The 19,536-nt window shown below is 72.7% G+C and carries 17 protein-coding genes and 2 pseudogenes; 8 read left to right on the top strand and 11 right to left on the bottom strand.

The annotated features are described in order from the left end of the window. Positions 1–9 precede the first annotated feature (9 nt). The 3 genes from AB0D67_RS09440 to AB0D67_RS09450 are packed head-to-tail and all read right to left on the bottom strand — an operon-like array spanning position 10 to position 3,700. Entirely contained in the window at positions 10–2,502 is a 2,493-nt protein-coding gene (locus AB0D67_RS09440) for an ABC transporter permease (RefSeq protein ID WP_362931760.1), read from the bottom strand. Then, positions 2,499–3,191, bottom strand: coding sequence for an ABC transporter ATP-binding protein (locus tag AB0D67_RS09445; protein WP_362931762.1), 693 nt, complete (start codon positions 3,189–3,191; stop codon positions 2,499–2,501). The genes AB0D67_RS09440 and AB0D67_RS09445 overlap by 4 nt, the downstream gene beginning before the upstream one ends. After that, positions 3,188–3,700 (bottom strand): PadR family transcriptional regulator, encoded by a 513-nt coding sequence (locus AB0D67_RS09450; protein WP_362931764.1) that lies wholly within the window; start codon positions 3,698–3,700, stop codon positions 3,188–3,190. Before AB0D67_RS09450 ends, AB0D67_RS09445 begins: the two co-directional genes overlap by 4 nt. 207 nt (positions 3,701–3,907) lie before the next feature. Here AB0D67_RS09450 and AB0D67_RS09455 point away from each other — a divergent pair, with 207 nt between their 5' ends. Beyond that, entirely contained in the window at positions 3,908–4,750 is an 843-nt protein-coding gene (locus tag AB0D67_RS09455; protein ID WP_362931766.1) for an AraC family transcriptional regulator, read from the top strand. 74 nt (positions 4,751–4,824) lie between these two features. Further along, entirely contained in the window at positions 4,825–5,451 is a 627-nt protein-coding gene (locus AB0D67_RS09460; RefSeq protein ID WP_362931768.1) for a dihydrofolate reductase, read from the top strand. Between the two features lie 43 nt (positions 5,452–5,494). Here AB0D67_RS09460 and AB0D67_RS09465 read toward each other — a convergent pair. Further along, positions 5,495–6,403, bottom strand: a pseudogene (locus tag AB0D67_RS09465) (transposase); the annotation flags it as partial. A gap of 110 nt (positions 6,404–6,513) precedes the next feature. Here AB0D67_RS09465 and AB0D67_RS09470 point away from each other — a divergent pair. Together AB0D67_RS09470 and AB0D67_RS09475 are read left to right on the top strand one after the other, a co-directional pair. Next, positions 6,514–7,401, top strand: coding sequence for an alpha/beta hydrolase (locus AB0D67_RS09470; protein ID WP_362931770.1), 888 nt, complete (start codon positions 6,514–6,516; stop codon positions 7,399–7,401). A 23-nt stretch (positions 7,402–7,424) separates the two neighbouring features. Further along, complete coding sequence (locus tag AB0D67_RS09475; protein ID WP_362931772.1) at positions 7,425–8,231, top strand: MerR family transcriptional regulator; 807 nt, start codon at positions 7,425–7,427, stop codon at positions 8,229–8,231. Between the two features lie 203 nt (positions 8,232–8,434). Here AB0D67_RS09475 and AB0D67_RS09480 read toward each other — a convergent pair whose 3' ends face one another. Together AB0D67_RS09480 and AB0D67_RS09485 are read right to left on the bottom strand one after the other, a co-directional pair. Continuing rightward, on the bottom strand, positions 8,435–10,552 hold the full coding sequence (locus AB0D67_RS09480) for a hypothetical protein (RefSeq protein ID WP_362931774.1): 2,118 nt from the start codon (positions 10,550–10,552) through the stop codon (positions 8,435–8,437). Positions 10,553–10,619: 67 nt separating this feature from the next. Further along, complete coding sequence (locus AB0D67_RS09485; protein WP_362931775.1) at positions 10,620–11,495, bottom strand: LysR family transcriptional regulator; 876 nt, start codon at positions 11,493–11,495, stop codon at positions 10,620–10,622. Between the two features lie 77 nt (positions 11,496–11,572). Here AB0D67_RS09485 and AB0D67_RS09490 point away from each other — a divergent pair, with 77 nt between their 5' ends. Continuing rightward, positions 11,573–12,277 (top strand): hypothetical protein, encoded by a 705-nt coding sequence (locus tag AB0D67_RS09490; protein WP_362931777.1) that lies wholly within the window; start codon positions 11,573–11,575, stop codon positions 12,275–12,277. A 199-nt stretch (positions 12,278–12,476) separates the two neighbouring features. Here AB0D67_RS09490 and AB0D67_RS09495 read toward each other — a convergent pair whose 3' ends face one another. After that, the gene (locus AB0D67_RS09495) at positions 12,477–12,665 is read right to left on the bottom strand and encodes a hypothetical protein (protein ID WP_362931779.1); all 189 of its coding nucleotides are present in this window, start codon (positions 12,663–12,665) and stop codon (positions 12,477–12,479) included. A gap of 52 nt (positions 12,666–12,717) precedes the next feature. Here AB0D67_RS09495 and AB0D67_RS09500 point away from each other — a divergent pair, with 52 nt between their 5' ends. Then, positions 12,718–12,873 (top strand): hypothetical protein, encoded by a 156-nt coding sequence (locus AB0D67_RS09500; RefSeq protein WP_362931781.1) that lies wholly within the window; start codon positions 12,718–12,720, stop codon positions 12,871–12,873. Positions 12,874–13,160: 287 nt separating this feature from the next. On the opposite strand, the pseudogene AB0D67_RS09505 reads toward AB0D67_RS09500, so the two are convergent. Together AB0D67_RS09505 and AB0D67_RS09510 are read right to left on the bottom strand one after the other, a co-directional pair. Continuing rightward, positions 13,161–13,304 (bottom strand): annotated as a pseudogene (locus AB0D67_RS09505) (IS5/IS1182 family transposase); the annotation flags it as partial. A gap of 659 nt (positions 13,305–13,963) precedes the next feature. Continuing rightward, positions 13,964–15,217: an MFS transporter gene (locus AB0D67_RS09510; RefSeq protein ID WP_362931783.1), complete on the bottom strand. Its 1,254-nt coding sequence runs from the start codon at positions 15,215–15,217 to the stop codon at positions 13,964–13,966. Positions 15,218–15,343: 126 nt separating this feature from the next. Between AB0D67_RS09510 and AB0D67_RS09515 the strand changes: the two genes are divergently transcribed. Beyond that, on the top strand, positions 15,344–16,315 hold the full coding sequence (locus AB0D67_RS09515; protein ID WP_362931785.1) for a DUF5937 family protein: 972 nt from the start codon (positions 15,344–15,346) through the stop codon (positions 16,313–16,315). A 154-nt stretch (positions 16,316–16,469) separates the two neighbouring features. Here the strand turns inward: AB0D67_RS09515 and AB0D67_RS09520 are convergent, their stop codons facing one another. Next, positions 16,470–17,360 carry a helix-turn-helix transcriptional regulator gene (locus tag AB0D67_RS09520; RefSeq protein WP_362931787.1) on the bottom strand — a complete coding sequence of 297 codons (891 nt, stop codon included), beginning with the start codon at positions 17,358–17,360 and terminating at the stop codon, positions 16,470–16,472. Positions 17,361–17,493: 133 nt separating this feature from the next. Between AB0D67_RS09520 and AB0D67_RS09525 the strand changes: the two genes are divergently transcribed. Then, complete coding sequence (locus tag AB0D67_RS09525; protein WP_362931789.1) at positions 17,494–18,417, top strand: SDR family NAD(P)-dependent oxidoreductase; 924 nt, start codon at positions 17,494–17,496, stop codon at positions 18,415–18,417. Positions 18,418–18,513: 96 nt separating this feature from the next. On the opposite strand, the gene AB0D67_RS09530 is transcribed toward AB0D67_RS09525, so the two are convergent. After that, positions 18,514–19,497 carry a zinc-dependent alcohol dehydrogenase family protein gene (locus tag AB0D67_RS09530; RefSeq protein ID WP_362931791.1) on the bottom strand — a complete coding sequence of 328 codons (984 nt, stop codon included), beginning with the start codon at positions 19,495–19,497 and terminating at the stop codon, positions 18,514–18,516. Positions 19,498–19,536 lie beyond the last annotated feature (39 nt).

A 19,536-nucleotide genomic window follows, 5' to 3' on the forward strand; every position in this document is an offset into this window, starting at 1 on the left:
GGGCCGGCGTCACACGAGCCGGCGGGCGACGGGCGTCCTGACCTGGGTGACCAGCGCCGCCGCGGTCGCCAGCACCGGCAGGCCCACCACCACGGCGATCACGAACGGCCACGGCACGGCGATCGTGGCGGGATCCCCGGCGCCGTGCGTCGTCATCGGCCGGCTCAGCGCCACGCCCGTCACCGTTCCGGCGGCCAGCCCCACCAGCGCGCCGAGCCCGGAGATGTAGAGGGCCTGACCGGCCACGACCGCCCGCAACGTCCGGGGTGGGGCGCCGACGGCCGACATCGCCGCCCGCTCGGGCCCCATGTCGGCCGACGCCAGGCGGGTGGCGGCCAGCGTGCCACCGACGACGAGGACGAGGGCGCCCGCGAGCCAGCCCCACAGCCCGGGTTCGGGCAGGTTGCGATAACCCTCCTCAGAGGCGACCGACACCCGGTAGGTCACCTTGGCGAGATCGCGTCTCAGCGTCGAGTCGGCCGGCAACCGGTGCATGGCGTAGAGCTGGCGCTCCACCGTCGAGAAACCGGCCTTCTCGACCAGGGCGCGCGGCAGCAGGGCGCCACCCTGATACTCGTCGGCGGGCGTGGCCACCACCGCGGGCACCTCCAGCTTGCGCGGGGGACCGCCCGTGGAGCCCGCCCGCAGCGCCAGCCTGCCGTTGCGCACCGCGGCCGCGTCGAACACCACGGCCTTGCCGCTCGCCAGCGCCGCGGCCGCCCGCGGATCGTCGCGGCCCTGCAGGAGCCTGAGCAGATCCCGGTCTCCGACGACCACCGAGCGGCGCGTCCGTATCCCGCTCCACCGCACGATGTACCGCAGCGCGTAGCGGTGGCCCTGGGCGTCCCTCACCTGGTGCCCGGAGGTCAGCGGCACGCCCGGCAGCAGGCGGGCCGCCTCGGCGCGCACCCTGTCCCACGTGGCGTCGCCCATGCTGCCGCCCCAGATCGCCAGCATGCCGGTCGGCCGGGCCGAGGTGTAGGCGGCGCGCTGGTCCGCGTACGCGCTGTGGGTGCCGATGCCCACCGCCACGACCGTGGCCGTGACCGCCATGACGGCCGCCACGGCGCTGGCCGTACGGGATCGGTGGCGGACCGCGTCGCGGACGGACACCCGCAGCGGGAGCCAGAGCCGCGCGGCCGGCCGTCCCGTGCGGCCGATCAGCCACGGCGTCAACGCCACCAGCCCGAGCAGGATCGGCACCGCGGAGGCGGACACCCACATCGAGTCCGCCTGGCGACGCGCCACCACGGTCGCCCCCAGCCCCGCCAGCACCAGCACGGCCCCGGCCAGAGGCCATCCCGGCCGGTCGGCCGTCGCGGGCGCGCGGCCGGCCAGCACGGTCGCGGTGTCCTGCCGGGCCGCCTGCACGGCGGGCACCAACGCCGCCACGAGCCCGGTGACCAGGCCCAGCGCGGCGACGCCGAGGACCTGCGGCCACGGCACCTCCGGCGGGCCGACCCATCCTCCCCAGCGCGCCACGATCGGGGCGCCCAGCGTTCCGGCCCCGATGCCCAGCGCCGTCGCCACGAGGGTGGCCGTACCGCCGAGGACCAGTCCGTCGGCCAGCACGATCGTCCGCAGGTGCCGGGCCGAGCCGCCCTGCGCCGCGATCCCGGCCAGTTCCCGGCGCCGTCTCCGGAGCCCGACCGCGAAGGCGGGCCCGGCCAGCAGCACGGTCTCCAGCACCACCATGATCACCATGGCGCCGAGCCCGACCGCCTGCCGGGCGCCGAGGGCCGAGGCGCGGACCGGGGCGCCCGCCGGGTCGGTGAGCGTGACGCGGGAGGTGACGGACAGGCCGGCCTTGTTCAACGCGGGCACGTCGGCCCAGGTCACCGGCTTGGGCGTGTCGGCGAGCCAGCCGGTGCCGTATTCACGCGGAGACCAGAGCCCATCCGGCGTCTCCACCGGGATGTCCGGGCCCACGACCCGCTTGAGCGACGGCAGGTGCGGGTGCTCGACCACGCCCGTCACCGTCAGCGGCGCCGCGCCGGACGGCCGCAGGAGGTCGCCGGGCCGCAGGCCGAGCGCGGGGGTCACCGCGACCTCTCCGGCGGCGGGGAGCCTGCCCTCGCTCAGCGTCAGCATCCCCCGGGTGAGGGGGTCGCGCAGGTCGGTCTCCAGCGCTTCGACCCGCTCGCCGCCCAGCCGGAGCACGCCGGTGTCGAAGGGGACCAGCCGGGCGCCGGGCCCGAGCAGCGCCGTCACCTCGGCGGCGGTCCGGGGCGCGGTCTTCTCGCCGTCCGTCCTCCAGCTCGCCCCGCCGGGCTGCTGCCGGAGCTCCGTGCCCGCGGGCGTCTGGATGAGGCGGACGTCGGCCGCGCCGAGCTCGGCCGTCAGCCCCTCCCGCGGGGTGACGCTCATGGTCTCGGTGAGGGTGAGCAGTGTCGTGATCACCAGGACGGGCAGGCCGATCATCACCATGATGAGCGCGCTGCGCCCCCGGGAGCGCCACGCGGTCCGGCGGGCGATGCGCAGCGCGGCGACGACGGCGCTCACCGGGCGCTCGCCAGCGGCACGTCCGTGGAGTCGGCGATCATCCCGTCGCGGAGGAACACCACGCGGTCGGCCCAGGCGGCGTAGCGGGGCTCGTGGGTGACGAGCAGGACCGCCGCGCCCGCGTCGCAGCGGGCACGCAGCACCTGCATGATCTCGTCGCCGGTGCGCGTGTCGAGCGCGCCGGTCGGCTCGTCGGCCAGCAGCAGGCGCCGCTCGCCGACCAGGGCGCGGGCGATCGCGACCCGCTGACGCTGGCCGCCGGACAGCTCGTCGGGGAAACGGTCGGCCAGGTCCGCCGCGTCGACCTCCGCCAGCACGGCCACGGCCTCCTCGCGGGCGGGGCGTGACCGCACGCCGTCGAGCTCGCGCGGCAGCATGACGTTCTCCGCCGCCGTCAGCGACGCGATCAGGTTGAGGTCCTGGAAGACGTAGCCGACGCTGCGGCGCCGCAGTGCCGCCAGGTCGCGCACGCCGGCCAGGTCCCGCCCGTCGACGTGCACCGTCCCCGAGGTGGGCCGGTCGAGCCCGCCCGCGACGTTGAGCAGGGTCGACTTGCCGGACCCGGACGGGCCCATGACCGCGACCAGCTCTCCCGGCTCCACCTGGAGGCTCACGTCCTTCAGGGCGTGCACGGCCGTCGCCCCCTCACCGTGGACCCTGGCCACCCCGGCCAGCCGTACGACCGTCATCTTCTCTCCTCTTCGAGAACGGCCTCGCAGTGGTCCAGCCACCGTTGTTCGGCCTCGACCTGGAAGATCATGGAATCGAGCACGAGCCGCTGGGCCGCGCCCTCCGTGGCGGCCCGCTTGGCCCTGGTCAGCCGCTGGAGGGCCGTCATGGTCGCGGTGCGCTGCCTGCGGATGACCTCGGCGACGTCCACCTCCCCGGCGGCGACGGCCATGGCCAGCTTGATGACCAGCTCGTCCCGCGGCCGGTCGGACTGGACGACGGGGGTGCTGAACCATCGCGCCATTTCCGTCCGGCCGGCCGCGGTGACCGTGTAGACGACCCGGCCCTGCTCGTCCGGCTCCCCCGGCGCGACCAGGCCGTCGCGTTCCATGCGGGACAGCGTCGTGTAGACCTGGCCGATGTTGAGCGGCCAGGCCGCCCCGGTCGACGCCTCGAACTCCGCGCGCAGCTGATAGCCGTGCCGGGGTCCCCTACTGAGCAGGGCGAGCAGCCCGTGCCTGATGGACACAGATACCGAGTATGCATATTCGGTATGCACTTCTCAAGCGGATCCGCCGTATTCGCATGGGAACGGGGCGTTCCGCGCCGCCGTCCGCCGCCGTCCGCCGCCGTGCCCACGCCGGGCGAGCACACGAAATGTGATCTCCGCCGCCCGGCGGGGCACCCGTGGCTCGTGAACCCCCGAGACCGGACGCCCATCGGCCACACTGACGCGATGGAATACGTCGCCCGGGTGCCCCCGCCGCCGCTCGACCGGTTCATCGACGACATCTACTGCCTGACCGGGACGCCGCGCCACCGCCGGATGAACGTCCCGCCGATGCCGTCGGCGCACCTGTTCGTCAACCTGGGCGGACCCGTCCGCCTGTGGGACTCCGACCCCTCGACGCCGCCGGCGACGCTCACCGACGGGTGGTTCATGGGCGTGTGGACCAGACGTTTCCTCTTCGAGTACCCCACACCGGTGCGGCTCGTCGGGGTGCACTTCAAACCCTGGGGACTCTCGGCGTTCGCCGGCGTACCGGCTGCCGAGCTGCGGAACCGGTGGGTGCCGGTCGACGCCGTCTGGCGGCGGTCCCTGGACCGGATCCGCAACCGGGTCGGCGACCTCGCATCGGCCGCCGAGAGGTTGCGGGCAGTGGAGGAGGAACTGCTGTCGCGACTCGCCGAGGCGCCGGCGCGCGGTCTCAACCTGGTCCGGCACACGGGCGGCCGCCTGGAGACCACACACGGCGCGGTCCCGATCGCCGCGCTGACCGACGCCGCCGGGGTGAGCGGCACCCACCTGGCCACACAGTTCAAGGCCCATGTCGGGGTCACCCCCAAGCGGGTGGCGCGGATCTACCGTTTCGCACGGCTGATCGTGTCCGTGGACGCCCGGGGCCCGGTCGACTGGTCCCGGCTCGCCCAGACGGCGGGCTACTTCGACCAGGCCCATTTCATCAGGGAGTTCAAGGACTTCACCGGCCACACCCCGACGGACTACCTGGCCCTGCGCCGCCGGTTCCCCGCCGAACGGGGGTTCCCTCCGGACAGCGGCCCGATGCCCGCCGATTGATTTTTTACAAGTCCGCCGGCCTGCGAGGACGGAAGGATCGGAGGCGAACGCGCGAGAGGACTTCGGGAGAACCTGTGGGAAAAGTGATCATGCACAGCGTGATGTCGGTGGACGGCTTCATCGCCGACAAGAACGACGACGTCGGGCCGCTCCATGACTGGTACTTCAACGGCGAGGCCCCGGTCACCGAAGACGACGGCCGGGGATACGACCATTCCGGCTCAGGAAGCCGCGTCAAGGTCCCACGCGCGTCGGCGGAGTACGTCCGGTCGACGTGGGAGACGATCGGCACGACCGTGATGGGCCGGCGCCTGTTCGACCTGGTGAACGGCTGGGAGGGACGGCCGCCCGCGGGCGACCACATCGTCGTGGTGTCCCATCGGCCCAAGCCCGAGGGCTGGCACCCCGAGGCGTCGTGCCATTTCGCCGGCGATGTGACGGCCGCGATCGACCGGGCCCGGGAACTCGCCGGGGATCGGACCGTCGCGGTGAACGCCGGCGAGGCGGGCGGCCGGATCCTGGAGGCCGGTCTCGTGGACGAGGTGGCGATGGACGTGGTGCCGGTGGTGTTCGGATCGGGCAGACGCTACTTCGGCGACATCGACGGGCGGCACCTGCTGGAGGACCCCCACGTGGTCATCCAGAGCGAGGGGGTGCTGCACCTGAGGTTCAGGGTGCGCCGGTCAGCTTCTCGGCCCTGAAGGACCGAGCTTGCAGCTCCTATCCGTCGATGGGTTCGACGGCTCAGGCCGCGTGCGGCCGGCTGACGGCGGCCCAGCCCGCCTCACCGCGCGAGGCGATGTTGCGGGCCGCGTTGACGTCGGCGTGCTCAGCGAAGCCGCACGACGTGCAGGAGAAGGTTTCCTGGTCCGGCCGGTTGCGCCGGTCGATGTGCCCGCAGGCCGAACACCCTTGGGAGGTGTGAGCGGCATCGACGTGCATCACGGCGACCCCGGCGCGGGCGGCCTTGTAGGCGATGAAGCCTCCCAGCTGGTGGAAGCTCCAGGAGTGCAGCGTGACCCGCTGGGGCTTGCGGAGCCGTACCCGGTCGCGGATGCCCTGAAGGTCTTCCAGGGCGATGCCGCGCCCGGTGCGTTGCGCCTCGGTCACGATGGTCTTGGAGATGACGTGGTTGACGTCGCGGGCGAAGCGGGCCTCCTTGCGGCGGCGCCGCTTGAGCAGCCGCTTGGCGGACGTGGTCTGTTTGGCCTGCAGGCGGCGGCGCAACTGTCGGTTGCGGTGGCGGACTGCGTTCAGGTGCTTGCCGGAGTGCCGGGTGCCGTCGCTGGTGGTGGCGATGTTGGCGATGCCGAGGTCGACGCCGAGGAAGGCGTCGGGTTCGGTGACGTCGACGTCGGGGACGTCGCAGGTGGCCGTCAGCAGCCACATGCCGTCGCGGTGGATGAGGTCGGATTCGCCCTTGCGGTAGGCGGCCAGCGCGCGGGCCTGTTCGTCGGAGCAGCCGAACGCCACGCCCTTCATCCGGCCGCCGGTGGTCCAGATGCTCACGGTGCGTTCTTCGACCTGCCAGGACAGGCACCGGTCGTCGAACGGCTGCGCCGCGTCGGGGCGGAAGGCGACCGGCTTGGCCAGGGGCTTGCGCAGCTTCGCTTTCACCTGGGCCTTCACCGTCGTGTAGGCGTCGGCGACCTTAGGTTCTCCGCCGGAGGGAGCCCGCGGCGCGTGAGCCAGGGCCGGGACGCGGACGTCCTGTCACCGCGCCGCTTGACCCTGACGCAGCGTCAGGCTCCCAGCATGGCGGCATGAACAAGATGACCAGGGTGATCGAGGTCGCCGGACCTCATGAGCGGTACGGCGAGCACGGCGACGAGGGCGTGCGGGCGGGAAGAGGCGGCGGAACGACACGGCACTTCACGATCCACCATGACGGCATCACCATCCCGGTGTCCCGCGGCGGCCGGGGACGACCGCTGGTCCTGTGCCCCGGGTTGAACTCGACGCAGGCCGGCCTGCACGAGCTGACCGGGCTGCTGCGGCGCGACCACGACGTGGTGACCTTCGACCTGCGGGGCCACGGCCTCGCCTCGGCCGCCGGCCGGTACTCCTTCGACGCCTTTCTCAGCGATCTCGCCGCGGTGATGGCGGAGCTGGGAAACCTGGGCCTGTCCGCGGCGCCCGTGCTGGTGGGCTACTCGCTGGGCGCCGACCTGGCCGTGCACCACGCCTCCGGGCATCCCGGCTCCGTCGCCGGACTCGTTCTCATCGACGGGGCGAACCCGGTGCCCGAGCCGTTCGTCACCGATACCGTCCTGCCGGAGTTCCGCGCCATGTGGGAGGAGATGGCGACCCTGCGGGAGGCCGAGCGGGGCACCGCGCGTCAGGTGCTGCTCACCGCCCAGGAGATCCTCGGCGTGAACCTCGAGATCGACGCGGTGCGCGCCGGGATCCTCGACCGCTACAGGAGGATCGACCGGCCGATCAGCATGATCATGTCGACCTCGATGGCCGGCGACGGCGGCGAGGGGCACGCACCGCGGTTCAACCGCAACTGGCGCGCGGGCATCGAACGGCTCGTCCGCGAGCACCCGGACATCGCCGTCTCCTGGATCGACGCCGACCACGGACTGGTCTTCACCCACGCCCTGGAAATCGCCCGGATCATCCGGGGTGTGCGCCAGGCGCGTCCCTGAACTCCCCGTAGGAGACTGGTGCGATGCTGACCATCGGCGAGCTGGCGTCGTACACCGGGGTGACGGTGCGCACGGTGCGGCACTATCACGCCAAGGGGCTGCTGCCGGAGCCGGAGCGGGACCACTCCGGCTACCGCAGATACGACGCCGGCGCCGTGGTCGAGCTGATCAGGATCCGGACGCTCGCCGAGGCCGGGGTCCCGCTGGCGCGGGTGCGGCAGCTGCTGCGGGCCGGCGAGGAGGAGTTCGCCGCGGCGGTCGCGGACATCGACGAGCGGCTGCGGACGGAGATCCGGCAGCGGCGACGGCACCGCGAACGGATCGCCCGGCTCAACTCCGGGGACGGCCTGGCGCTGCCCCCGGAGGTGGTCGGGTATCTCGGCCTGCTGCGGGGGCTCGGGGTCGACGAGCGGATCGTCCGGGCCGAGCGCGACGGCTGGATCCCGCTGGCCGCGCGCTCACCCGAGCGGGTCCCGGAGTGGATGGCCCGCAAGCGGGAGCAGATCGCCGATCCACGGCTCGTCGACTTCTACCTCACCCTCGGCCAGGCTCTCGACCGGGCCGATGACGACCCGCGGCTGGCCGGACTCGCGGAGAAGCTGGCCGCCTACTTCACGTGGCTGGCCGGCGAGCACGGCGAGGACTACATGGACGACACCGATATCGAGCCGTCCCTCGTCGAGCTGATGGACAGACTGGCCTTCGACACCGTGCCGGCGGCACGCCGGCTGATCGAGCTGCTGAGCCGGCGAGGCTGGACGGGCTGGACCAGGCTCGAACGCGTGCCCCCGGCTGACACCGGGACGGATGGAAAGGGCGGCCGGTCGTGAGGGGGGCTCGGAAGCTGAGAGAACCAGTAGGCCCATGGAGCCTACCTGGAATCGAACCAGGAAGAAGGAAGCCCCCGAATGGCCTCACGACCGGTGTGCGAGGAAAGCGGGAAGACTGGAACCGCCGGCAGGAGGCCGAAGCCTGCCTGCCGATCCAAAGAAGGTGGAAGGAAGCCCTCCCATGGCCTCGCGCCCCAACCGTATCAGGCGGGGATCAGTTCGTGCAGGGTCCCGGGCGTGTACACCCGCGAGCCCGGCGGCAGTCCGGCCGGCGTCTCCAGCCCGATGTAGGTGGTGTGCGCGGCCGTCGAACCCCTGGCGCGCAGCAGGCCGGTGAGATACCGGACCCGCAGGTAGTCGCGTTCCACGATCGAACGGGTCAGCAGCGAGGCGGTCACCCGGTTGCCCTCCACCTGGTTGAAGTGCGGGAACCCCTTCAGGTAGAGGTGCAGCCACTTCACCCGCCACCGGCCGTCGTCACCGCGCAGCAGCACGAACGGCAGGGCGACGCGGCCCGACCCGCGCAGGTCGGACTTCATCCGCACGGTCCGCGGCTCGAACGGCCTGCCCTCCTGTGCGGCGTCCCTGGTCATGTACCCGAAGAACGCCTCGGCGGCCTGGTCGAACGGCTCCCCCGCGTAGACGTTCACCTGCGGGATGATGATCGGCCGGATCGCCTCCGCCAGCCTGACGTCGATGAACTCCGACGCGCCGTCGGGAGCCTGGGTGAGGTCGCCGGAGTAGGTGGCGAAACCGTTGCCGTAGTTCGTCCACGAGATGTGCTCGGGGTCGCCGTAGGAGGCGTCGAGCATGAGCGCCGACAGGTCGTAGTCGGTGCGCCGCGCGGTCTGCCGCCAGTGGACGAAGAACCGGAACAGCTCGCCGTCCACCGGCGACAGCGAGCCGCGGGGCAGCACGCCGATCCCGGGCGCGACGGCCTTGCCGGACAGCGGCAGGGCGACGTCGAGCACGTCGGGGTCGACGACGAGCTCGCCGAGGTCGGGGAGGCGGCGGGTGATCTCCTCGTCCAGGACGGCGAGGGCCCGTGTGACGACCTCCTCCGCGAGCGGCGGGCGGGTGTCGGGCGCCGTCCACGCCCTGCCGTGCCGGTTGGCGAAGACGCGGCCCGCGGCGGGGGTGAGACGGTTCTGCAGGTGCTCGCGCAGGGACAGCAGCACGCGGCCGGAGGCGCCCGCGGCGGCCTTCTCCGCGGCGTCCAGCACGGCGGACGCGGAGCCCGTCCGCAGCAGGTGGTCCAGGCGGCGCAGCAGAGCGCCGGGCGCGTTCCCCAGCAGCTCGACGGCCTCGGCCGTACGGCCGGCCGACAGGGCGGCCTCGACGCGCCCGTCGAGGCTCACCGCCCGGCGCTCACCCCTGGCCACCTCGAAGACGCGGGCGGCACGCGCCAGGTGCGGGTACTCGTGGGGGTGCAACCGCTCGCCGAGCCGCTTCCACCGCTCCCGGTGCCGCGGCACGTCGCCGAGCGCGGACGGGGAGGCGACGGCGTCCAGGGCTTCGAGCAGGATCCGCCGCTCGGCGCGGCGGAACGAGCGGAACCGGGTGGGCACGGCCAGCGTGACGTCGCCGCCGGAGCAGCCGCAGGCGAGCCGGAGCACGTCGGTCACGGTGTCGGCGAGCAGCGGCCGGCCGGCGGCCAGCCGTACCTCGTTGAGGACGGCGCGGTTCTCCCGCACGGGGATGCGCTCCGGCTGCTCCGGCCGGTCGGCGCAGAACGCGGCCAGGGCGCGCAGCGCCGTCAGGTCCTCGGCGGCCAGGGGCGTCTCCGCGCCCGCCAGCGAGAGGTAGAGCGCGGACGCCTCCGTCTCCAGGCTGCCGCCGAGCTCCAGCACGGTCACCCGGTCGGCGGCCAGCGGGACCAGCTCGGCGTGCGCGGCCAGCAGGTCGGCGTAGGAATGCCGGTACCGGCCGTAGCCCGGCAGGGCCAGCAGGTCGAGCGACGGCGGCCGGCCGCCGTCGGCGGCGACCGGGTCGAGCAGCGCCTCCCGCATCAGGCCCGCCCAGAACTCCAGGGTGTCCGGCACGTTCGCGGGGAAGTCGATGAAGTAGGCGTTGTGCCGTACGTGGTCGCCCACCAGCTCACGGACGGCGGCCAGGACCCGCACGCCCAGGTCCACCACGGTGGCGCCGGGCAGCTCCGCCAGGCGGCCGAGCAGGGCCGGCGAGCAGGTGAAGCCGACGCTCAGCAGCGCGGCGTCGAGCTGGCGGGCGGCCGTCTCCCCCCAGTCCGGCACGGCGCCGGCTGGGGCGTCCAGGGGGACCCGCAGCCGCCGCGTGATGATGAGCCTTTCAAGATTGTCCACGCCCGCACCCTATGCCGGGGAACAGCGCTTCTCTCCGGGTTTTTCGTGATAAGCCGCAGGGGCCCGGTCAGGCGCCGAGCCGGCCTGCGACGGCCCGCACCTCGCCGGAGGCGAGCGGGTCGCACAGCATCTCCACCCGGTGCACCAGGCGCGGCGCCGTCAGCGGCACCGCCGTCAGCGCTCCCGCTCCCGCGTCGGCTCCGGCCGGGGCCGACGCGGGCAGCAGGGCGAGGCCGTGCCCGGCGGCCACCAGGCTCAGGACGGTGCGCAGGTCGTGACCGTCGTAGCGGAATCCGGTCCGGAAGGCGCCGCCGCCCGCCACCTCGCGCAGCCGCTCCACCGGCACGAAGGCGGGGGCGTGCAGCCACAGCGCGTCGGCCAGGCCGGCCAGCTCGAGCCCCCGCCTTCGCGCCAGCGGATGCCGCGCGGGCAGGACCACCACCAGCTCCTCCTCCGCGATCCCCACGCCGGTCGGCGCCCCCGTGCCGGCCAGGCGCAGCGGATCGCTCGGAGCCGCGATCCCGTCGGCGAACCCCAGGTCGGCGTCGCCGGAGGCGACCTCCTCGGCCACGCGATCGCGGCCGGCCGTACGCAGCGTCACCGCCGGACCGCCCGGCTCCAGGGCGCGGACGACCGCCGGGATCAGCGCCAGAGGAGAGGCCGCCACGGTCAGCCGCCCGGCCGGTCCGGCGGCGGCGCGCAGCACGTCCGCGCGGGCCGCCCGGTGCCGCAGCAGCAGTGGCCGGGCGTGCTCCAGCAGCCGCTCCCCCGCCCGGGTCGGCGCCACCGGACGGCGGCGCAGCAGCGGCAGCCCCAGATCGGCCTCCAGCGCGGCGATCTGCTGGGAAATTGCCGACTGGGTGTAGCCGAGCTCCTCGGCGGCGGCGGAGAAGGACCGGCGGCGGACGACGGTCACGAACGTGCGCAGCAGATGCGGATCCACGGCGCATCAGTATCGCTTATCGCCGCAGCAGGAATCATCGTTGGCCCTCATCGGCGGGCGGCGGTCAGGATGGGCGCGTGACCATCGCGAGAATCGCCCTGGTGGGCGACAGATCACCCGCCGTCCAGGCCCACACCCGCGTCCCCGCCCTCCTCGCCGCGTTGCGCGAACGCGACGGGCTGACCCTGGACGCCTACTGGATCCCCACCGACGAGGCCGAAGGGCTGGAGGGGTTCGACGGCGTCTGGATGCTGCCCGGCAGCCCCTACCGCAGCGAGGCCGGCGCGGTGACCGCCGCCCGCACGGCCCGCGAGAACGGCATCCCGTTCCTCGGCACCTGCGGGGGCTTCCAGCACACCCTGCTAGAGTACGCCCGCGACGTGCTGGGCCTGCGGGTCGCGCACGCCGAGAACGACCCCGGCGCCGGGGAGTTCCTGCTGGTCCCCCTGGCCTGCTCGCTCGCCGGCCACGAGGAGGAGGTACGGCTGGAGCCGGGCTCGCTGATCGAGAGGATCGTCGGCGCGGACCGTACCGTGGAGAAGTACTCCTGCGGCTTCGGTCTCGACCCCGCCTACGTGCCGGTGCTCGAAGAGGGCGGGCTGAGGTTCACCGGCCGCGGCGCGGAGGGGGCCGTACGGGTCCTGGAGCTGCCCGGTCACCCCTTCTTCCTCGCCACCCTCTTCCAGCCGGAGCTGGCCGGGGACGGGGGCAGACCGCATCCGGCCATCACCGCGTTCGCCTCCGCGGCCGTCGCCCACGCCTCGGCGGCCGTCTTGCGCTGACGCCGGCGCCGTTTCCACGGCGAACCCGGCCACGTCCCACCCGTCGAGGTCGAAGCTCCCCACGCGACGATCACCGCACCACGAGCACCCCTGAAAACCAGCTGGCCCGGTCTCCATCGAACCCGGGGCTTGGCAACATCCGATCAGGAGCCTGACCGCTTATGAAAGGGGGGCCAGCCCCAGACAGTGATCGCAACCGCTACGTGTGGTCCTTGCCCTTGTCCCAGTTGCAGGTCGGGTAGCTGGAGTGGTGGACGGAGCTGAAGTTGTCGACGGACATCCATCCGTATGTCTTGGTCCCCTTGACCCGCCCGTAGACCCAGAGATTGCCTTGGGAGTTCTTCACCCAGCAGTGGAAGTAGAGCACCTGGCGCCTGTGCATTCGCATCCTGTTGCACTTTCGGATGGACGGCCCGTTCTTGAGGTTGTACGACCCCTTCATGACACCCCAGCCGTCGTCCAGGTTCGGGCCGCTGGACGGGATCGAGATGCACGGGTCAAAGGATGTCGCGGCCTGGGCGGCCGGGGCGCTCACCAAGGCCAGCCCCGCGATCGCACCGACGGTCGCGAGCACTGTCGTGGCCTTGCTCAAGTAACGCACGTGATTCTCCCTTCTCCAGTGATTTATGAGAACGGTGACGCGAACCGGTTAAAAAGTCCTTTCAGTCCACTTGATCGGGGTTCCGGTACAATCCCGGAAAATCTAACAGATATGAGTCTGACTTGCATGGATGGAGCTTGGCCCGCCGCCCCGTGATCGTGTTTCCCCAAGGAATTCCCGCAGGTCAGCAGCAGGTTCATTGGATTCTGCTCTATTGCTACCGGGCCCCCTTCGCGCCCGCGCGTAGGGGTGGATCCGGCTACACCTGAAATACCTCTGGAATGTGCCGTCGCCCATCAGGTGGTGCAGCCCGTCCCGCTTGGCCTTCCGCAATGCCCGGCCGAGCTTCGGGGAGCGGGCCGACGGCAGCGCCACCGTCTCCTGCACATGCCGCCACGCGGTCGCCGTCGAGACGCCGAAACCGGCGCCGCAGTGGCCGGCCCTCGGCCGGCGCGCTGACCGCCGCCCGGGTGGCGAGGTCGGCGGCCCGCACCAGGCCGGGCGAGTCGGCGAGCTCTCCGATCATCTGCCGCAGGGCGGCGGCGCTGCCCCGTTCGCGCACGGTGATCGCCTCCTGCGGGGTGATCTTTCCCCACACCCAGGGGATGTGGCGTGCCACCTCGCCGTCGGCGAAGTTGTAGAAGACCGCGTGCACCACCGCGGCCGGCGCCGGCCCCAGCGGTGCGGCCCGGCCCACGAAGTATCCGTCCCAGTAGTCGCGCATGCCGAGGGCCAGGAACGCCTCGTTCACCACCTCGGAGAAGGTGACGGTGGCGATCGGCTCGACGAGCTCGAACATGCGGCGGATCCTGGCCTGTGGGTGCTGCTGCATCGGTCGGCATCTCCCCTGGTCGTGACGGCCGGTCGTGACAGCGCCCTCGTGGGCGACCGTTCACCCTGACTACGAACGACGCGGCCCGGATACGACGACTCCGGTCGATTCCGCCGGGCGGCGTCGGGGTGTCACCCGGACTCGACGCCGTAGCGGTCGGCCGCATCGACCGGGCCGAGGGCGGACAGCGTCCCAGACGCCGTCGGCCGTCCGGACGCGAGAACACCGGCGGGCCGTATCCCGCGAAGCCGGGTCACGCCGGATCCTCGCTCGCAGGAAGGTCGCGCAGCGTCCGCAGCGGTGAGCACACGATCGGCAGGCAGCTCACCGCCAGCACGCCCGCCCCCGCCCACAGCGCCGCCCGCACCCCCGCCAGCTCGCCGACCAGGCCGGACACCCCCGCGCCGATCGCCAGCGCCCCGGTCAGCAGGAAACGCATCGTCGCCCCGACCCGGCCCAGCAGCCGATCCGGAGTGATCCGCTGCCGGTAGCTCACCTTGATCACGTTGCTGACGCCGACCTTGACGGTGAGCACCGCCCACGCCGCGCCGGCCGCCCACAGTCCGGCGCCGCCGTCCAGCAGCGGCACCAGCGGCAGGAAGGGCACGATCCCGACGCTGGTCAGCAGGATCAGCCGCCCCTCCCCCAGCCGCGTGCCCAGCCGGCGCGCGGCGGCCGAGCCGAGGAGGGAGCCGGCCCCGCCCGCGGTGAGGAACGCGCCGAGCCACAGCGGGGACAGGCCCGGTTCCCGGACGAACAGCACGGGCAGCATCGTCAGGACGATCTGGCTGCCCAGGTTCGTCAGCGCGCCCTCGGCGGTGAAGGCCCGCAGGATCGGGTGACGCGTCACCAGCCGGACCCCCTCGGCGATGTCGCGGCCCAGGCTCGCCCCCGCCGTACCGGGCCGCGGCTCGGGGCGGCGGATGGAGCGCAGGCACAGCGCCGACCACAGGAAGCTCAGCGCGTCCACGGCGATCGCCACCGGGGCCGACAGCAGCTCCACCAGCAGCCCGCCGACGCCCCGGCCGGCGAGCTGGTTGGCCGCGTCCATGCTGACCAGCGCGGTGTTGGCGGCCGTCAGCCGTCCGGGCCCGACCAGGTGCGGCAGGTAGCTCTGGTCGGCGACGTCGAAGAACACCGTGGCCGCCCCGCACAGCAGCGCCACCGCGTACAGCTGGGCCAGGGTCAGCGCCCCCGCCCACCAGGCGAGCGGCACCGACCCAAGCAGTACGGCCCGCGCCAGGTCGGCCGCCACCAGCACCGGCCGCCGCCGCACCCGGTCCACCCAGGCCCCCGCGGGCAGGCCGATCAGCAGGAACGCCAGGGTGCTCGCCGCCGCGAGCGCCCCGACCTCCGCGGGCCCGGCGCCGAGCGCCGTCACGGCCGCCAGCGGCAGCGCCAGCTGCCCGATCGAGGTGCCCAGCCTGCTGGCCGCGGCCGCGGCGAACAGCCGCCGGAAATCGGCGTCGGCGAACACCGCGCCGCCGGACGTCGTCGAAGTCGTCATGCGCCCGACCCTGCCGTCGCCTCCCGGTCCGCTCCATCGATTCGCGCTGGAGCGAATCGGCCGGTGCGCGGTACCGTTCCGGTTCCGGCGGAGGGTTGCCGGAACGCGTACGAGGAGGGCCGCGGCGTGCTGCGACTGGAGTTCGGGCTGGCCGATCTGGCCTGCACGCGGTTCGCGTTCTCACCCCTGTGGGAGGTGGTGGCGAGCACGCGGGTGCTCAGGAGCCCCGGCGAGCACCCGCTGCACCGCCCCTGGACGTCGGCCGTCGCACCGAGGCTGCGGGCCGCGGGCGTCGACTGGGGCATGCTCGCCGAGCTGGTGCCTGTGCCCACCCGGGTGATCCCGGCGTTCGTCTGCCCGCCGCCGGTCACCACCTCACCCGGCCTGGAGCTGGAGCTGGCGACCATGCGCGCCACCCCGCCCGAGCGGGTCCGCGCCGACCTCGCCGGTATGGACGGCTCCCGCCTGGCCGTGCTGTGCGAGGACCCCGTACGCGGGCTGGCGGAGCTGTCGGAGGTGATCCGCGCCTACTGGGACGTGGCGCTGGCGCCGTACTGGCCGGGCATCCGCGCCCTGCTCGACGGCGACATCCTGCACCGGGCCCGGCTGCTGGCCGAGGGCGGCGTGGGCCGGCTGCTCGACGACCTGGACCCGTCCGTCCGGTGGGAGGACGACGCCCTGTTCGTCGGGCACCGGCACGTGTCGGACGAGCGGAGGCTGGGCGGGCGGGGGCTGCTGCTGGTGCCCTCGGTCTTCATCTGGCCGCGGGTCTTCTCGGTCACCGTCCCGCCGTGGCAGCCCACGCTGCGTTACTCGCCGCGCGGGATCGCCACGCTGTGGGAACACCGCCGGACCGAGGTGCCCGAGGCGCTGGCGGCGGTGCTCGGCCGCTCCCGCGCGATGCTGCTGGGCGAGCTGTCGGCTCCCGCCTCCACCACCGAGCTGAGCCGGCGCACCGGCATGTCCATGGCCGGGGTGTCACGGCACCTGACCGCGCTGCGCGCGGCGGGGCTGGCCGGCGCGCACCGGTCGGGCAGGTTCGTGCTCTACGCGCGCACCGAGGCGGCCGAGGCCCTCCTCCCCGGGCCGCCGCCCTGAGCCGGCGTCCTTCCCCCGCCGAGCGCGACGCCCGGCCGCACCGGCCTGCCGTTCCTCGGCCCGCTCCTGCTCCGTCGCTGATATCCGACCACGGGATCAGTGACGGAAACTCAGAACAGCGGTGCGGCTGCCGGATGTGTGTCGTCCGCGGTTGTCATGGCCTGGTGCGCCGGGGGACGGGTCGGGCGGTTGTAGCCGGTGTACCGGTGACGTGCTCGGGGGCGTACATGCCGGCGAGCAGGCGCAGGCGTTCCTCGGAAGCGCTGCCCGGCTCCGCATGGTACGTGATCAGCGTCTGCCCGCCGGTGCCCGGGACCAGCAGCTTTTCGTAGCGCAGCTCCAGAGGGCCGGCCTGGGGGTGCAGGAGCAGGCTGGTGCCGCTGGCCTTGTGCTTGACATCCTGCCGGGCCCAGAGCCTGCGGAACCGCTCGCTGCGCAGGGAGAGCTCACCGAGGATCTCGACCAGGCGCGGGTCGTCGATGTCCGCGCCGACGACGGAGCGCAGATAAGGGACGACCCGGGCGGTCATGTCCTCCCAGTCCTGATGGAGCTCCCGCATCTCTGGTTCCAGGAAAGCCGCGAGGATGCCGTTGCGGCCCGGGGCGTTGAACGGTGAGAGGGCGATGGCGAGGCTGTTGGCGGCCAGTACGTCCATGTACTTGCCGTGGACGTACGCCGGGGTGAGCGGCCACGTGTCGATGAGGGCGCGGATGCCCTCGCCGACCCTCTCGGGTCTGCGGGGCCGTTTGCGCCGAGCTCTCGCCGGTGCGGCGATCTGCAGCAGGTAGGCCGTGGCCTCCTCGTCCAACTGCAGTGCGCGGGCGATGCTGCGCAGGACCTGCTCGGAGGGGTTTTTGTCGCGGCCCTGCTCCAAGCGGTTGTAGTAGTCGGAGCTGATTCCCGCGAGGAAGGCGACCTCCTCGCGGCGCAGCCCGGGGACGCGCCGGTTGCCTTGATCCAGAACCCCGGCTTCGTCGGGCTGGACCAGTTCCCTGCGGGCGCGCAGATATCGGCCCAGTGTGTTGGCGTCTCCGGCGGCGGTCATGTTTCCAGGTTAGGAGGCATTTTCGGTTCTCTGGGAGGCCCTGCCGGTCCCAGTCTCAGCCCGTCCTGGTCCGCCTGGCGGCGTTCGGCGCAGGATGACGGCAAAGTCCGAGCACCAGGGAGGAATACGTCACATGTCCCAGCTCTTCACCACCCCGTTCGACCGCACCAGCACCGCCTCCGATGTGATCGAGGGCGTCGACCTGTCCGGCAGACGGGTGGTCGTCACGGGGGCCAACTCGGGCATCGGTGTCGAGACGGCCCGTGCTCTGGCGGCCGGCGGCGCCGAGGTCACGCTCGCCGTGCGCCGTTCCGACGCCGGCGAGCAGGCCGCGACAGAACTGCGCAAGGCCACCGGGAACGACGCGATCCACGTCGCCCGCCTGGACGTTTCCGACCTGGAGTCGGTACGCGCGTTCACCGCCGCCTGGCAGGGCCCGCTGCACATACTGATCAACAACGCCGGAATCATGATGCCACCGGAGCTCGAGCGCGGCACCGGCGGCCACGAGCAGCAGTTCGCCACCAACTACTTGGGGCACTTCGCCTTGAGCCTGGGGCTGCACCGCGCCCTCGCCGAGGCAGACGGTGCGCGCCTGGTCTCGGTGTCCTCCGGCGGCCACCTGTTCTCCCCCGTGGTCTTCGACGACATCGACTTCCGCTTCCGCCCGTACGACGCGCTCACCGCCTATGGCCAGTCCAAGACCGCAGAGGTCCTCCTGGCCGTCGAGGCACAGCGCCGCTGGGCCGGCGATGGCATCATGGCCAACGCCCTGCACCCCGGTGCGATCGCCACCAACCTGCAGCGGCATACCGGCGGCCTGAGGACGCCGGAGCCCTACCGCAAGACGGTCGAGCAGGGTGCCGCGACCAGCGTGTTCCTCGCCGCGTCCCCACTGGTCGAAGGAGTCGGCGGGCGCTATTTCGAGGATGTCAACGAGGCGCCGGTGGTCGATGCCCGGCCCACGCGATTCGGCGTTCCCGCCGTGGCCCGCTACGCGCTGGACCCGGCGAACGCCGAACGCCTCTGGGAGCTGGCGAGCGACATCGTCTGCTGAGCACGCTCTCCAGTCCTCGTTTCTCATCCGTACGACGAAAGAACATCGCAACGAAGGTGCCGATCAGGAACGGTGGCCGAACTCGGGACGTCCGCCTCAGCCGACGTCGATCACGATCTTGCCGTGGAGGGCGCCGCTCTCCACGGCCGCATGGGCGTCGACGACGTCGGCGAACGTGAAGCGCCTGGGGTCGAGCAGCGGCTTGAGCGCCCCCGCGTCGGCGAGCGCGGCCGCCTCGCGCATGATCTCGCCGTGGTGCTCCCGGTTCCGACCGGTCAGCATGGGCAGCAGGGTGAAGACACCGGAGTAGGTCGCCCCGCGGAAGGACAGGGGCGCGAGGCTGTGGGTCCCCCAGCCCAAGGCGCTCACAACGTGACCTGTGTAGGTGCGTACCGCCGCAAAGGATGCGTCGAGCACGGCCCCGCCGACGGTGTCGAAGATGACATCGAAGCCCTGGCCGCCGGTGTGCTCGGCAACGTACTCCTCCACCGCGGTGGTGGTGTAGTCGATGGGGGTGGCCCCCAGGCGCTCAACGACCTCCAGCCGCGAAGGCGAGGCGGTAGCGAAGACCTCGGCGCCGCGGGCCCGGGCGATCTGCACGGCCACATGACCGATGCCGCCGGCCCCACCGTGGATGAGGACCTTCTGCCCCGGGCGGACCTGCGCCCGGTCGATCAGCCCCTCCCAGGCCGTGATGACGACCAGGGGCAGGGCCGCGGCCTCGCGCATGCTCAGCGCGGTCGGCTTGCGGGCGAGCAGTCGGGCGTCGACGGCCGCGTACTCGGCGAGCGAGCCCTGCAGATCACCGACGCCGCCGGTCATGCCGTAGACCTCGTCGCCGGGCGTGAAGTCGTTGACGCCTGTGCCGACCGCCTCGACCACGCCGGCCAGATCCAGGCCGAGGACCGCTGGTAGCGTGCGCTTGGCGTGGGCGGCCTTGCCCGCCCATATCTTGGTGTCCAGCGGGTTGACGCCACTGGCCATGACCTTGACCAGAACCTGGCCCGGGCCGGCGTCGGGCTTGTCGATCTCGCTGAGGATCAGCGGAGTGCCGAACCCTTGTAGAACCACTGCGCGCATGACTGTGCCTTCTTCTTGTCCTGTCAGGTGGGTGTGGGG

Origin of the sequence: Streptosporangium sp. NPDC048047 (genome assembly GCF_040653115.1) — a bacterium.
Taxonomy (GTDB): domain Bacteria; phylum Actinomycetota; class Actinomycetes; order Streptosporangiales; family Streptosporangiaceae; genus Streptosporangium.